The organism is Enterobacter nematophilus (genome assembly GCF_026344075.1).
Taxonomy (GTDB): Bacteria; Pseudomonadota; Gammaproteobacteria; order Enterobacterales; family Enterobacteriaceae; genus Enterobacter; species Enterobacter nematophilus.
Genome location: NZ_JAPKNE010000001.1, coordinates 1253695 through 1267550 on the forward strand (window position 1 = coordinate 1253695; position 13856 = coordinate 1267550).

10 protein-coding genes and 7 tRNA genes are annotated in these 13856 nt (G+C 55.0%); 15 read left to right on the forward strand and 2 right to left on the reverse strand.

From position 1 onward, the window contains the following. Positions 1 to 103: 103 nt before the first annotated feature. Complete coding sequence (nagE, locus tag OSH03_RS05945; RefSeq protein WP_253541220.1) at positions 104 to 2125, reverse strand: N-acetylglucosamine-specific PTS transporter subunit IIBC; 2022 nt, start codon at positions 2123 to 2125, stop codon at positions 104 to 106. A 326-nt stretch (positions 2126 to 2451) separates the two neighbouring features. Between nagE and nagB the strand changes: the two genes are divergently transcribed. From nagB to OSH03_RS06005, 12 genes are all read left to right on the forward strand, one after another. Continuing rightward, positions 2452 to 3252: a glucosamine-6-phosphate deaminase gene (gene nagB, locus OSH03_RS05950; RefSeq protein ID WP_266178526.1), complete on the forward strand. Its 801-nt coding sequence runs from the start codon at positions 2452 to 2454 to the stop codon at positions 3250 to 3252. A 55-nt stretch (positions 3253 to 3307) separates the two neighbouring features. Beyond that, on the forward strand, positions 3308 to 4456 hold the full coding sequence (nagA, locus tag OSH03_RS05955; RefSeq protein WP_266178527.1) for an N-acetylglucosamine-6-phosphate deacetylase: 1149 nt from the start codon (positions 3308 to 3310) through the stop codon (positions 4454 to 4456). An 8-nt stretch (positions 4457 to 4464) separates the two neighbouring features. Then, positions 4465 to 5685, forward strand: a complete 1221-nt coding sequence (nagC, locus tag OSH03_RS05960; RefSeq protein WP_028012354.1) for a DNA-binding transcriptional regulator NagC — start codon at positions 4465 to 4467, stop codon at positions 5683 to 5685. A gap of 45 nt (positions 5686 to 5730) precedes the next feature. Further along, on the forward strand, positions 5731 to 6483 hold the full coding sequence (gene nagD / locus OSH03_RS05965; RefSeq protein WP_061098871.1) for a ribonucleotide monophosphatase NagD: 753 nt from the start codon (positions 5731 to 5733) through the stop codon (positions 6481 to 6483). Between the two features lie 250 nt (positions 6484 to 6733). Continuing rightward, positions 6734 to 8398, forward strand: coding sequence for an asparagine synthase B (gene asnB / locus OSH03_RS05970; RefSeq protein ID WP_266178528.1), 1665 nt, complete (start codon positions 6734 to 6736; stop codon positions 8396 to 8398). A gap of 227 nt (positions 8399 to 8625) precedes the next feature. Continuing rightward, positions 8626 to 8702: transfer RNA gene (locus tag OSH03_RS05975), tRNA-Met, on the forward strand. A gap of 7 nt (positions 8703 to 8709) precedes the next feature. Continuing rightward, a tRNA-Leu gene (locus OSH03_RS05980) sits at positions 8710 to 8794 on the forward strand. A gap of 23 nt (positions 8795 to 8817) precedes the next feature. Next, positions 8818 to 8892: transfer RNA gene (locus tag OSH03_RS05985), tRNA-Gln, on the forward strand. A 32-nt stretch (positions 8893 to 8924) separates the two neighbouring features. Continuing rightward, positions 8925 to 8999: transfer RNA gene (locus OSH03_RS05990), tRNA-Gln, on the forward strand. Between the two features lie 17 nt (positions 9000 to 9016). Continuing rightward, positions 9017 to 9093: transfer RNA gene (locus OSH03_RS05995), tRNA-Met, on the forward strand. Between the two features lie 39 nt (positions 9094 to 9132). Beyond that, positions 9133 to 9207: transfer RNA gene (locus OSH03_RS06000), tRNA-Gln, on the forward strand. A 36-nt stretch (positions 9208 to 9243) separates the two neighbouring features. Beyond that, positions 9244 to 9318, forward strand: a tRNA-Gln gene (locus OSH03_RS06005). Positions 9319 to 9404: 86 nt separating this feature from the next. Here OSH03_RS06005 and ubiF read toward each other — a convergent pair. After that, complete coding sequence (gene ubiF, locus OSH03_RS06010) at positions 9405 to 10580, reverse strand: 3-demethoxyubiquinol 3-hydroxylase (protein ID WP_266178529.1); 1176 nt, start codon at positions 10578 to 10580, stop codon at positions 9405 to 9407. Positions 10581 to 10715: 135 nt separating this feature from the next. Between ubiF and miaB the strand changes: the two genes are divergently transcribed. The 3 genes from miaB (at position 10716) to ybeY (ending at position 13814) form a co-directional block, all read left to right on the forward strand. Beyond that, positions 10716 to 12140, forward strand: coding sequence for a tRNA (N6-isopentenyl adenosine(37)-C2)-methylthiotransferase MiaB (gene miaB / locus OSH03_RS06015; protein ID WP_266178530.1), 1425 nt, complete (start codon positions 10716 to 10718; stop codon positions 12138 to 12140). 163 nt (positions 12141 to 12303) lie between these two features. Further along, the gene (locus OSH03_RS06020) at positions 12304 to 13350 is read left to right on the forward strand and encodes a PhoH family protein (protein WP_061098874.1); all 1047 of its coding nucleotides are present in this window, start codon (positions 12304 to 12306) and stop codon (positions 13348 to 13350) included. Beyond that, positions 13347 to 13814, forward strand: coding sequence for an rRNA maturation RNase YbeY (gene ybeY, locus OSH03_RS06025; RefSeq protein ID WP_003858677.1), 468 nt, complete (start codon positions 13347 to 13349; stop codon positions 13812 to 13814). The genes OSH03_RS06020 and ybeY overlap by 4 nt, the downstream gene beginning before the upstream one ends. The last annotated feature ends 42 nt before the right edge of the window (positions 13815 to 13856 follow it).

The window sequence follows — 13856 nt, forward strand, 5'->3', positions numbered from 1 at the left end:
TACGGAAAATACGTATCAGATGAAAATAATGGGGGCGTTTGCTGCAAAAAAAGCGGCGGAGGATATCCCCCGCCGCTTAAGGCATGACTCTACTCAGGAGCGATTACTTGCCTTTAATCTCGTACAGTGGTGTTTGACCCGCAACCACCTGATCTTTTGCCTGGAGAACCAGACCGCTGAAGTCGTCGATGTTGCTGCACACGACCGGGCTAATCATCGAGCGCGCGTTGGCGTTCAGGAAGTCCAGATCCATTTCCAGAATCGGCTGACCTGCCACCACTTCGGCACCCTCTTCCACCAGGCGAGTAAAGCCCTGACCGTTCAGCGCAACGGTATCGATACCCATATGGACAACGATCTCCGCGCCTTTTTCGGTTTCGAGGCAGAACGCGTGGTTGGTGTTGAAGATTTTCACGATGGTACCGGCCGCAGGAGATACAACGGTTTTGTCCGTTGGTTTCACCGCCACGCCGTCACCGACCGCTTTGCTGGCAAACGCTTCGTCAGGCACCTGCTCAAGCGCAACCACTTCACCGGTGACAGGAGAAACCAGCGCAGCGATGGTCACCGCGTTTGGCACCGCCTGCGGTTTTGCAGCCGCTGGCGCAGCGGCAGGTGCGGCAGAAGCTTCTGCTGCGGCTACCGGGCCGGTGGTTTTCATGGCGTTGGCAATTTTCTCAGCCACGAAGCCAACGATAATCTGCACGCTGGTTTTGTTCAGGCGGATAACGCCAGAAGCACCCAGACGTTTTGCCAGCGCTTCGTTCACCAGAGAGGAGTCTTTCACGTTCAGACGCAGACGAGTGATACAGGCGTCGATACCGGTCAGGTTGTCAGAACCACCCACAGCGGCGATGTACTGACGCGCCAGGCCAGAAACGTCCTGCTCCTGACCGCCGCTCACGTTCACATCCTGACCATCCGCTTCGCTACCGGCCACAGCCAGCTCGCGACCCGGGGTCATCAGGTTGAATTTGGTGATGGTGAAGCGGAACACCACGTAGTAGATAACGAAGAACACCAGACCTTGTGGGATCAGCATCCACCAGTGGGTCGCCAGCGGGTTACGGGACGACAGCACCATATCCACCAGACCGGCGCTGAAGCCGAAACCGGCAATCCACTGCATGCTTGCAGCGATGAACACGGAGATACCGGTCAGCACAGCGTGGATCACATACAGAACCGGCGCAACGAACATGAAGGAGAATTCCAGCGGCTCGGTGATACCGGTGAAGAAGGCAGCGAACGCACCTGCCATCATGATACCCAGCACTTTCGCTTTGTTTTCAGGACGCGCGCAGTGGTAGATAGCCAGCGCTGCACCCGGCAGGCCGAACATCATGATTGGGAAGAAGCCCGCCTGGTAACGACCGGTGATACCTACCACCGCTTTACCTGCTTCAATGGACTGTGCGCCACCCAGGAAGTTAGGAATATCGTTAATGCCGGCAACGTCGAACCAGAATACGGAGTTCAGCGCGTGGTGCAGACCGACCGGGATCAGCAGACGGTTGAAGAACGCGTACACGCCCGCACCGACGGAACCCAGCTTCTGAATGTGTTCACCGAAGTTAACCAGACCGTCGAAGATAACCGGCCAGATGTACATCAGGATGAACGCAACGAAGATCATCACAAATGAGGTCAGGATTGGCACCAGACGGCGACCGCTGAAGAAAGACAGCGCTTTTGGCAGCTCAACGCTGCTGAAGCGGTTGTACAGTTCCGCAGAGATAATACCGACGAGAATACCCACGAACTGGTTGCTGATCTTACCGAACGCGGCTGGAACCTGGTCCGCCGGGATCTTCTGGATCATAGAAACCGCAGCCGGAGAACAGAGCGTGGTCAGCACCAGGAAGCCCACGAAACCGGTCAGCGCCGCAGCACCGTCTTTATCTTTGGACATACCGTAAGCCACACCAATGGCAAACAGCACGGACATGTTGTCGATGATGGCGGAACCGGATTTAATGAAGAACGCCGCTAATGCGTTGTCTCCACCCCAGCCTACCGGGTCAATCCAGTAACCGACACCCATTAATATCGCTGCCGCCGGCAGCGTGGCGACCGGCACCATAAGCGCGCGGCCAACCTTCTGTAAATAACCTAGAATACTCACTTTCTTCCCCCTATGAGACCCCGTTTCAGGCACGTTCTCTGCTGTGTTTTTATTGTGTCACTAACTATTAATACAGTTGATGATTCACTGGCATTGTGAGTGTGTGAAAAATTAATTCGTATCGCAAATTAAACACCCATTTTTTGTGATTTTTGTCACCAAATATCGTAATTCACCCTCCCTTTCACTGGCTAACAGCCAAAACTTATTTTATCATTCAAAAAATCGAGACGGATTGATCCGGCCTGAAAGGTTCCAGGTTACGCTTAAGCATCAGGTTCCGATACCCATCCGCCCACTCTTCTACTTAAACTTTGAGGTGAACAATGAGACTGATTCCCCTGGCAACTGCTGAACAAGTCGGTAAATGGGCCGCTCGCCATATCGTTAACCGTATTAATGCCTTCAAGCCTACTGCCGATCGTCCCTTCGTTCTTGGCCTTCCAACCGGTGGTACTCCACTGACCGCGTACAAAGCGCTTGTTGAAATGCACAAAGCGGGCCAGGTTAGCTTTAAACATGTTGTGACCTTCAACATGGACGAATATGTTGGCCTGCCAAAAGAGCATCCAGAAAGCTACCATAGCTTCATGCACCGCAATTTCTTTGATCACGTTGATATCCCAACTGAAAATATTAACCTGCTGAATGGAAATGCGCCTGATATTGACGCAGAATGCCGTCAGTACGAAGAAAAAATCCGTTCTTACGGTAAAATCCACCTGTTCATGGGTGGCGTGGGCAACGATGGTCATATTGCGTTCAACGAACCAGCCTCTTCTCTGGCTTCCCGTACTCGCATTAAAACGCTGACCCATGACACCCGCGTGGCAAACTCCCGCTTCTTTGACGGTGACGTGAACCAGGTTCCAAAATACGCCCTGACCGTTGGCGTAGGCACCCTGCTGGATGCCGAAGAAGTGATGATTCTGGTGCTGGGCGGCGTGAAAGCGCAGGCGCTCCAGGCTGCCGTTGAAGGCAACGTTAACCACATGTGGACCATCAGCTGCCTGCAGCTGCATCCAAAATCAGTCATTGTCTGCGACGAACCGTCCACGATGGAACTGAAGGTGAAAACGCTGAAATACTTCAACGAGTTAGAAGCAGAGAACATCAAAGGTCTGTAATTGAATAACCGCCTCTTCCATAAGAGGCGGCCGCTTTTTTTAACCGGGGGTCGTTATGTACGCTTTAACCCACGGTCGGATTTATACCGGCCATGAAATTCTGGATGACCATGCGATTGTTATCGCCAATGGCCTGATTGAACGTGTTTGTCCGCTGGCAGAGCTGCCGCCGGAGATTGAACAGCGCTCACTCAATGGAGCAGTAATCTCCCCCGGTTTCATCGACGTACAGCTGAACGGCTGCGGCGGTGTGCAGTTCAATGATACCGCCGAGGCGGTGACGGTTGAAACGCTGGAAATCATGCAGAAAGCTAACGAGAAATCAGGCTGCACCAGCTATCTGCCGACGCTCATCACCAGCAGTGATGACCTGATGAAACAGGGTATCCGCGTGATGCGCGAATACCTGGCCAAATACCCGAACCAGGCGCTGGGTCTGCACCTTGAAGGGCCGTGGCTGAACATAGTGAAGAAAGGCACGCATAACCCGGATTACGTGCGCAAGCCGGATGCAGAACTGGTCGACTACATGTGTGCCAACGCTGATGTCATCACCAAAGTGACGCTGGCGCCTGAAATGACCGGTACGGATGTCATCAGCAAACTGGCTGCCGCCGGGATTGTGGTTTCAGCAGGCCACTCAAACGCCACGCTGAAAGAAGCCAAAGCGGGCTTCCGCGCGGGTATTACCTTTGCCACGCACCTTTACAACGCCATGCCGTATATTACCGGCCGTGAACCGGGTCTGGTCGGGGCGATTTTCGACGAACCAGACGTCTACTGCGGCATTATCGCTGATGGCATGCACGTTGATTACACCAACATTCGCAACGCCAAGCGGCTGAAAGGCGACAAGCTCTGCCTGGTCACCGATGCCACCGCGCCAGCAGGTGCAAATATTGAGCAGTTCATTTTTGCCGGTAAAACAATATACTACCGCAATGGACTGTGTGTGGATGAAAACGGTACGCTGAGTGGCTCCTCTTTAACCATGATTGAAGGGGTGCGTAACCTGGTTGAACATTGCGGGATTGCGCTTGATGAAGTCCTGCGTATGGCCACCCTTTATCCGGCTCGCGCCATAGGCGTGGATAAACAGCTCGGCGGAATTGCACCAGGTATGGTTGCAAACCTGACGGCATTCACACACGATTATAAAATTATTAAGACCATCGTTAATGGTAACGAGGTCGTCACTGAGTAAGTAAAAGTATGACACCAGGCGGACAAGCTCAAATCGGTAATGTCGATCTCGTTAAACAACTTAACAGTGCGGCGGTTTATCGCCTGATTGACCAACACGGTCCAATCTCGCGGATCCAGATAGCCGAACAAAGCCAGCTTGCTCCCGCCAGCGTGACAAAAATTACCCGCCAGCTCATTGAGCGCGGTTTGATCAAAGAAGTCGATCAGCAGGCCTCCACCGGGGGCCGCCGCGCCATCTCCATTATTACCGAAACCCGCAACTTCCAGGCCATTGGCGTCCGGCTTGGTCGTCATGACACCACGCTCACGCTCTACGATCTGAGCAGCAAAGCCATTGCGGAAGAGCACTACCCGCTGCCCGAGCGCACCCAGGAGACGCTGGAACACGCGCTGCTGAATACCATCGCGCACTTTATTGAAAGCTGTCAGCGCAAGATCCGCGAGCTCATCGCCATCTCCGTCATTCTGCCGGGCCTGGTCGACCCGGAAAGCGGTGTGATTCGATACATGCCGCATATTCAGGTTGAGAACTGGGCCCTGGTCGACGCGCTGGAAAAACGCTTTAAGGTGACCTGCTTTGTCGGCCACGATATTCGATCTTTAGCGCTGGCTGAGCACTACTTTGGTGCGAGTCAGGACTGTGAAGACTCTATTCTGGTGCGCGTACACCGCGGTACGGGCGCAGGCATAATCTCCAATGGCCGTATTTTCATTGGTCGAAACGGTAACGTCGGCGAGATTGGCCACATTCAGGTTGAACCGCTCGGCGAACGCTGCCACTGCGGCAACTTCGGCTGCCTTGAAACCATCGCCGCCAACACGGCCATCGAGCAGCGCGTCCGTCACCTGCTTGAGCAGGGTTATCAAAGCCGCGTCACGCTGGACGATTGCAAGATAGGCACCATCTGCAAAGCCGCCAATAAAGGCGACGCGCTGGCCTGCGAGGTAATCGAGCAGGTAGGTCGCCATCTGGGGAAAACCATCGCGATCGCCATTAACCTGTTTAACCCGCAGAAAGTGGTGATCGCCGGAGAAATTGTTGAAGCGGAAAAGGTGCTGCTGCCCGCCATTGAAGGCTGTATTAACACCCAGGCGCTGAAAGCATTCCGCCAGAACCTCCCGGTGGTGCGTTCGAAGCTTGACCATCGCTCGGCGATTGGCGCGTTTGCGCTGGTCAAGCGCGCCATGCTCAACGGGATCCTGCTCCAGCATTTGCTGGAATCCTGATCGGACCTTATAGTAACGCCTTCTTTTTTTGATGTCGGACTGTCCATGACCATTAAGAATGTAATTTGTGATATCGACGGCGTGCTGATGCACGACAACGTTGCCGTGCCGGGTGCTGCGGAGTTTCTTCACCGCATCATCGACAAAGGAATGCCACTGGTTCTGCTCACGAACTACCCTTCCCAAACCGGTCAGGATCTGGCGAACCGTTTTGCCACCGCAGGCGTCGACGTGCCGGACAGCGTGTTTTATACCTCGGCAATGGCAACGGCGGATTTTCTGAAGCGTCAGGAAGGTAAAAAAGCTTACGTTGTCGGTGAAGGCGCGCTGATCCACGAGCTTTATAAAGCAGGCTTTACTATTACCGATGTGAACCCGGACTTTGTGATCGTCGGTGAAACGCGCTCCTTTAACTGGGAGATGATGCATAAAGCAGCCTACTTTGTCGCCAGCGGCGCGCGCTTTATCGCCACCAACCCGGATACGCACGGCCGTGGTTTCTATCCGGCCTGCGGCGCGCTCTGCGCCGGTATTGAGAAAATCTCGGGCCGTAAGCCGTTTGTTGTCGGCAAACCGAGCCCGTGGATCATCCGCGCCGCGCTGAATACGATGCAGGCACACTCAGAAGAAACCGTCATTGTTGGCGACAACCTGCGCACCGATATTCTGGCCGGCTTCCAGGCGGGGCTTGAAACCATTCTGGTGCTGTCTGGCGTCTCTCAGCTTGATGACATTGATACGATGCCGTTCCGCCCAAGCTGGATATACCCCTCCGTCGACGAAATCGACGTTATTTGATTCAGAACCACGCTTCAGGGCGTGGTTTTTCATTTTCGGCCCATACAAATAAAATCCCATCTAACAAAAAGCGTGTTTCATTGCATAATCATCAATAAAAGGATGAGTGACGTACTCTTTTTTCACTATTCCGCAATCACTATTGCACTATTTCCGCTTTAGCCCGTAAAACGCTTGCGCCCCCTCCCCCTTTTGCGGCATTTTCATAAGCAAGCGACATCACAATGCAACAGGGTTAACGGAGAAGGTTATGTGTTCAATTTTTGGCGTACTGGATATTAAAACTGACGCGGGCGAACTGCGTAAAAAGGCACTCGAACTGTCCCGCCTGATGCGCCATCGCGGCCCGGACTGGTCAGGCGTTTACGCCAGCGACAAAGCGATTCTGGCTCACGAACGTCTGTCTATTGTTGACGTCAACGCCGGTGCACAGCCGCTGTATAACGAGAAAAAAACGCACGCGCTGGCTGTCAACGGTGAAATTTATAACCATCAGGCACTGCGCGCCGAGTACGGCGACCGCTACGCCTTCCAGACCGGCTCTGACTGTGAAGTGATCCTGGCGCTGTATCAGGAGAAAGGTCCCGAGTTTCTTGACGACCTGCAGGGCATGTTTGCCTTCGCCCTGTACGACAGCGAAAAAGACGCCTACCTGATTGGCCGCGACCACATCGGCATTATCCCGCTGTACATGGGCCACGATGAACACGGCAACTTCTATGTCGCGTCCGAAATGAAAGCCCTGGTTCCGGTCTGCCGCACCATTAAAGAGTTCCCGGCGGGCAGCTATCTGTGGAGTAAAGACGGTGAAATCCGTCCGTACTATCAGCGCGACTGGTTCGATTATGACGCGGTTAAAGACAACGTGACGGATAAAGCCGAGCTGCGTCAGGCGCTGGAAGATTCCGTGAAAAGCCACCTGATGTCAGACGTGCCTTACGGCGTGCTGCTCTCCGGCGGTCTGGACTCCTCCGTGATCTCCGCGATCACCAAGAAATTCGCGGCCCGCCGCGTGGAAGATCAGGAGCGTTCCGAGGCCTGGTGGCCGCAGCTGCACTCCTTTGCCGTGGGCCTGGAAGGGGCACCTGACCTGAAAGCCGCGCAGGAAGTGGCGAACCACCTCGGCACCGTTCACCATGAAATTCACTTCACCGTGCAGGAAGGTCTGGATGCGATCCGCGATGTGATCTATCACGTTGAGACCTATGACGTGACCACGATTCGCGCCTCCACGCCGATGTACCTGATGTCGCGTAAGATCAAAGCGATGGGCATCAAGATGGTGCTCTCCGGTGAAGGGTCTGACGAAGTGTTTGGCGGCTACCTGTACTTCCACAAAGCGCCAAACGCCAAAGAGCTGCATGAAGAGACCGTGCGTAAGCTGCAGGCGCTGCACATGTTCGACTGTGCGCGTGCCAACAAAGCGATGTCCGCCTGGGGCGTGGAAGCGCGCGTGCCGTTCCTGGATAAGAAATTCCTCGACGTCGCGATGCGCATCAACCCGCAGGACAAGATGTGCGGCAACGGCAAAATGGAAAAACATATCCTGCGTGAATGTTTTGAATCTTACCTGCCGGCGAGCGTGGCATGGCGTCAGAAAGAGCAATTCTCTGATGGCGTTGGCTACAGCTGGATCGACACCCTGAAAGAGGTAGCGGCAAAACAGATTTCTGACCAGCAGCTGGAAACCGCAAGCTTCCGCTTCCCGTACAACACGCCGGGCTCGAAAGAAGCGTACCTCTACCGTGAGATCTTTGAAGAGCTGTTCCCGGTGCCGAGCGCAGCCGAATGTGTTCCAGGCGGTCCGTCAGTGGCCTGTTCCTCCGCGAAAGCCATTGAATGGGATGAATCTTTCAAGGCGATGAACGATCCATCAGGACGTGCGGTAGGCGTTCACCAGTCCGCCTACAAATAATCACAACGATTTCAAACAGGCCCCTCAGGGGCCTGTTTTTTTTGCCTCACATTTCACCACCAAAAACCGATTAATAACCAATAATTGCCGAATATTCGGCCACGCTGTTCGCAACCTAACCAAACAGTCACATTCCGGCTATTTTCGTTGAAAAAGGTGTTGACGCTGCAAGGGTCTATACGCATAATGCGCCCCGCAACGCCGATAAGGTAACGCGAAAAAAAGATGGCTACGTAGCTCAGTTGGTTAGAGCACATCACTCATAATGATGGGGTCACAGGTTCGAATCCCGTCGTAGCCACCATCTTTTTGCGGGAGTGGCGAAATTGGTAGACGCACCAGATTTAGGTTCTGGCGCCGCAAGGTGTGCGAGTTCAAGTCTCGCCTCCCGCACCATTCCCGGGTAAGCGTTGCACGGATGGGGTATCGCCAAGCGGTAAGGCACCGGTTTTTGATACCGGCATTCCCTGGTTCGAATCCAGGTACCCCAGCCATATTTCTTCGATTTTGCGGTTCTCCGCGGTATTGGGGTATCGCCAAGCGGTAAGGCACCGGTTTTTGATACCGGCATTCCCTGGTTCGAATCCAGGTACCCCAGCCATCGAAGACTGCAGTACTGGCTACGTAGCTCAGTTGGTTAGAGCACATCACTCATAATGATGGGGTCACAGGTTCGAATCCCGTCGTAGCCACCAAATTAAGATTATCGATTTGTTTCGGTAATAAAAAATTGTTGGGGTATCGCCAAGCGGTAAGGCACCGGATTCTGATTCCGGCATTCCGAGGTTCGAATCCTCGTACCCCAGCCAATTTAAAAAGTCGTTAAGCAGTCTGTTTAACGCAATTGGGGTGTCGCCAAGCGGTAAGGCTCTGGTTTCTGATACCAGCATTCCGGGGTTCGAATCCCTGCACCCCAGCCACTTAAAACAAATAAGCCCGCTCTGCGGGCTTTTTTGTGCCTGATGCCCTCACCCTAACCCTCTCCCACGGGGAGAGGGAATAAAGATTAGAGTCCGAGGGCGTATTTCAGGGCCTGTCGCTTCAAACCGCCGGCACGTTCCGCTGCCATCAATCCAATGTTACGCAGAATGCGCACCGGGGCCAGGTCATTGCTGAACCCGGCATAGAACAGATCCATCCCCGACTGCATGATGAAGTTATCCGCCATACGGCGCGTCTGATAACGCTTGAGTACCTGGTGGCTGGCCCAGGCTTCCGCATGGCTGCGCGCATTGCTTAAAACATCCAGCAAGGCGTCGACGTCACGATAGCCAAGATTCACGCCCTGCCCCGCCAGCGGGTGGATGGTGTGTGCCGCATCGCCCACCAGCGCCAGCCCTTCTCGGGCATACTGCAGAGCATGACGGCGCGTGAGCGGGAAAGCACCAGCGGTGACTGGCGTCACGTTGCCAAGGCGGCTCGGGAAGTGAAGCAGGATCTCGCGCTGCAGCTGCTCCATCGACAGCCCCTGCAGCTGGCGAATGCGCGCCGGTTTGTCGTACCACACCAGCGACGCCCAGTTATCGAAGAGCGGTAAAAACGCGTGCGGACCGTTCGGGGTAAAGTGCTGCCAGGTGCTTTCGCCCGGCGCATCCTCACACTGAACGGTGATTAGCATGCAGGACTGCTGATATTGCCAGGCATGAACCCCAATACCCGCCATCTCTCTGACCTGCGAGTTAGCGCCGTCCGCCCCGACGACCAGCTTCACGGCCAGTTCATCGTCGCTGTCGAGCGTCAGCAAATAGCCGCTTTCATGAGGATGCAGTGCCTTAAGTGACGCAGGCATACGCAGCGTCACCTTCGGATGAGCCTCCAGCGCCTGCCATAGCGCCAGCTGGAGCACGCTGTTTTCCACCATATAGCCCAGGCGCGGCAGCTTCAGCTCGGCGGCGTCAAACGACACGTGGGCATTTTCCCACTCCCAGGTTTCAAGGCGGCTGTAAGGGTGCGCGCGCATCGCCTGCACCGCCTCCCAGACGCCCAGGCCGCGCAGCAGATCGACGGACGCCGCGCTGATGGCGGAAATGCGCACGTCCGGTTTGCTGGCGGGATCGAATGCCGGCGGTGCCGACTGCTCAATTACCGTTACCTCAAATCCCTGCTGCGCCAGCCCCAGCGCCAGCGCGCCGCCGACCATACCGCCGCCGACAACGGCAACTTCGGTGTGTTGGAGTGTCATGGTCAATTTTCCTTATTGGAGAATCCCTTAAGTTTACCGGATTTTTGCGGTCATGAGACACACAACCTTCATACTGGTCACAACCCCACCAAAGCATTACAATACGCGGCTTGCAATCCTGAGCTGAGCAAGTCGATGACTAAAAAACTCCATATAAAAACCTGGGGCTGTCAGATGAACGAATACGATTCATCCAAGATGGCCGATCTGCTGGATACCACCCACGGATACCAGCTGACTGAAAATGCGAAAGAAGCCGATGTGCTGCTGCTGAACACCTGTTCAATTCGTGAAAAAGCACAGGAAAAAGTCTTTCATGTGTTAGGCCGCTGGAAGCTTCTGAAAAGGAAAAATCCGGACCTGATCATCGGCGTGGGTGGCTGCGTCGCGTCGCAGGAAGGTAAGCTTATCCGCCAGAGAGCCCCGTATGTGGATATCGTCTTTGGCCCTCAGACCCTGCACCGCCTGCCGGAGATGATCAATCAGGTTCGCGGCAACCGTAGCCCGGTCGTTGACGTCAGCTTCCCGGAGATCGAGAAATTTGACCGTCTGCCAGAGCCGCGCGCCGATGGCCCGACCGCCTTCGTCTCGATCATGGAAGGCTGCAACAAATACTGTACCTACTGCGTGGTGCCTTACACCCGCGGTGAAGAGGTCAGCCGCCCGGCGGACGACATTCTGTTTGAAATTGCGCAGCTTGCCGCGCAGGGCGTCCGCGAAGTGAACCTGCTGGGCCAGAACGTTAACGCGTGGCGCGGCGAGAACTACGACGGTACCACCGGCAGCTTTGCCGAACTGCTGCGCCTGGTGGCCGCGATTGACGGCATCGACCGTATTCGCTTTACCACCAGCCATCCGATGGAGTTTACCGACGACATCATTGACGTGTATCGCGATACCCCTGAGCTGGTGAGCTTCCTGCACCTGCCAATTCAGTGTGGCTCTGACCGCGTGCTGAACCTGATGGGCCGCCCGCATACGGTGCTGGAGTACAAATCCACCATCCGCAAGCTGCGTGAAGCGCGCCCGGATATTCAAATTAGCTCAGACTTTATCGTCGGCTTCCCTGGCGAAACCGCTGATGACTTCGAGCGCACCATGAAGCTCATCGGTGAAGTGAATTTCGACGTCAGCTACAGCTTCATCTTCTCAGCGCGTCCTGGAACACCTGCGGCCGACATGGTTGACGATGTGCCGGAAGAGGAGAAAAAGCAGCGTCTGTATATTCTGCAGGAGCGTATCAACCAGCAGGCCAATGCCTGGAGCCGCCGTATGCTCGGCACCGTTCAGCGCATTCTGGTGGAAGGCACCTCCCGCAAGAGCATCATGGAGCTGTCCGGTCGAACCGAAAATAACCGCGTGGTGAACTTTGAAGGTACCCCGGACATGATCGGTAAATTTGTGGACGTCGAGATTGTCGAAGTGCTCACCAACTCGCTGCGCGCGAAGGTGGTACGCACCGAGGACGAAATGGGCCTGCGCATTGCAGAGACGCCAGAATCCGTTATCTCTCGCACCCGCAAAATCAACGACTCTGGCGTGGGCATTTACCAGCCGTGATCCTTCAGGCCTGCCTGTCCGGCAGGCCTTGTATTTCCTCTCATCGTCCCCAATATCTTCCGCAACGCTTGCGCCTTTATTCTGTGGCGTGAATAATTTCGGTAATGACCGTTTTATTACGCCGTGTGGCGGCGAGTCAGTTAACTACTCAAAGAGGAACAGTTTGAACATAGATACGCGTGAAATTAGCCTTGAGCCCGCAGACAACGCTCGCCTGCTGAGCCTGTGCGGGCCGTTTGATGACAACATCAAACAACTGGAGCGACGTCTGGGTATCGAAATCAATCGTCGCGATAACCATTTCAAACTCACCGGACGCCCTATCTGCGTCAACGCGGCTGCAGATATTCTGCGCAGCCTGTATGTCGATACCGCCCCGATGCGCGGCGAAACTCAGGATATTGAGCCGGAACAGATCCACCTCGCCATTAAAGAGGCGCGCGTGCTTGAGCAGAGCGCGGAAAGCGTGCCGGACTACGGTAAGGCGATCAATATCAAGACCAAGCGTGGCGTCATTAAGCCGCGTACGCCGAACCAGGCGCAGTACATCGCCAATATTCTTGACCATGACATCACCTTCGGCGTGGGTCCGGCGGGTACGGGTAAAACCTATCTGGCGGTTGCCGCTGCGGTGGATGCGCTGGAGCGTCAGGAGATCCGTCGTATCCTGCTGACCCGCCCTGCCGTTGAAGCGGGTGAAAAACTCGGCTTCCTGCCCGGCGATCTCAGCCAGAAGGTCGACCCTTACCTGCGTCCGCTGTACGACGCGCTGTTCGAGATGCTCGGCTTCGAGAAAGTTGAGAAGCTGATCGAGCGTAACGTGATAGAAGTTGCCCCGCTCGCCTACATGCGCGGCCGCACGCTCAACGACGCGTTCATCATTCTCGATGAAAGCCAGAACACCACCATCGAACAGATGAAAATGTTCCTGACGCGTATTGGCTTTAACTCGAAAGCGGTCATTACCGGTGACGTCACCCAGATCGACCTGCCGCGCAGCACCAAGTCCGGCCTGCGCCACGCCATTGAGGTGCTGTCAGAGGTAGACGAAATCAGCTTTAACTTCTTCCACAGTGAAGACGTCGTTCGCCACCCGGTGGTTGCGCGCATCGTTAACGCCTATGAAGCCTGGGAAGAGGCGGATCAAAAACGCAGGGCCGAACAGGCCGCGGAACGTAAGCGCGAAGCGCAGGAGCAAGAACAGAAATGAGTCAGGTGATCCTCGATTTACAGCTGGCGTGTGAAGACAATTCCGGCATGCCAGAAGAGGCACAGTTTCAGAAATGGCTGGATGCGGTAATCCCCCAGTTTCAGGAAGAATCAGAAGTCACGATTCGCCTGGTGGATGAAGCGGAAAGCCATGAGCTTAACCTGACCTACCGCGGGAAAGATAAGCCGACCAACGTGCTCTCGTTCCCGTTCGAAGCGCCGCCGGGCATTGAGATGCCGCTATTGGGCGATCTGATCATCTGCCGTCAGGTGGTGGAACAGGAAGCCAAAGAGCAGCAAAAACCGCTGGAAGCCCACTGGGCGCACATGGTGGTACACGGCAGCCTGCACCTGTTGGGCTACGACCACATTGAAGATGACGAAGCGGAAGAGATGGAGTCCCTTGAGACAGAGATAATGCTTGCTCTGGGCTATGAGGATCCGTACATTGCCGAGAAAGAATAGTCAGTTACTGACTACCATGCCGCCGCGCAAGGACATAGCGCG